Origin of the sequence: Mycobacterium sp. E740, assembly GCF_001672895.1 — a bacterium.
Classification (GTDB): Bacteria; Actinomycetota; Actinomycetes; order Mycobacteriales; family Mycobacteriaceae; genus Mycobacterium.
Window position 1 is genome coordinate 1 of sequence record NZ_LZKP01000020.1, and the last position, 1,205, is coordinate 1,205.

Sequence of the window (1,205 nt, forward strand, 5' to 3'; positions counted from 1 at the left end):
CGCCCCAGATACTGCAACTGCCCATCAGCACCCCAGCGCACCAAATCCCCGGTGCGATACATCCGCTGACCATCACCACCGAACGGACACGCCACAAACCGCGACCCGGTCAACGCCGCCCGACCCACATACCCGTACGCCACCCCGGCACCGGCGACATACAACTCACCGATCACCCCGGCCGGCACCGGACGCAACCACCCATCCAGGACGAAGAACCCCAGATGCGCCAACGGCACCCCGATCGGGCTCACACTGAACGCCCCATCAGCGGCCACAATCTCACGCACCGACGCGTGCACCGTCGTCTCGGTGATCCCATACATGTTCAACAACCGCGGCAACCCCGCATGATGAGCCAACCACGGCCCCAACCGCGCCGGCTCCAACGCCTCCCCACCAAACACCACCGTCTCCAGCTTGAGCTGATCAGCCACCTCCGGAGCCAACACATCGGCAGCCTGCAACGCATAAAACGCCGACGGCGTCTGACTCAACACACTGACCTGCTCAGCGGCCAACAACGCATGCAAATCCTCAGCCGAGCGCACCACCGCATCAGGCACCACCACCAACCGGCCCCCACCCAACAACGCGCCCCAGATCTCCCACACCGAAAAATCAAACGCCAACGAATGACACTGCGACCACACCCCAGCACCCGGCACATCAGCATCCAACGTCTCCAACAACCGCACCACATTGCGGTGCGGCACCGCCACCCCCTTCGGCGCCCCCGTCGTACCCGACGTATAAATCAAATACGCGACATCATCACCACCAACGGCCGGCAACACCACACCCGAGACCGCCTCGGCCACAACCGGATCAGCGATATCCACCACCGCCAACCCACGACCCTGCACCCGCGAACGCAACCCCGCCGTCGTCAACACCACAACCGGCGCCGCATCATCAAGCACAAACCCGATCCGCGCATCCGGATGCCCCGGATCCAACGGCACATACCCCGCCCCCGCCTTGAGCACCGCGAGCATCGCCACCACCGCCTCACCCGACCGCGGCACCAACAACCCCACCCGATCCCCCGGACCCACACCACGGCCAACCAACAACCGCGCCAACCGATCCGAAGCCTCATCAACCTCGCGATACGACCACAACCGCGCCCCACAACTAATCGCCACCGCCTCCGGCGCACGACCCACCCGCTCACCAAACAACACCGGAATCGACACCGACGC

The 1,205-nt window shown here is 64.7% G+C and carries 1 protein-coding gene; it reads right to left on the reverse strand.

Going from position 1 to position 1,205, the window contains the following annotated elements; all coding sequences use genetic code 11:
• Positions 1-1,205 (reverse strand): amino acid adenylation domain-containing protein (locus A5663_RS02110; RefSeq protein ID WP_156744278.1); only part of this gene is annotated, 1,205 nt, incomplete at both ends.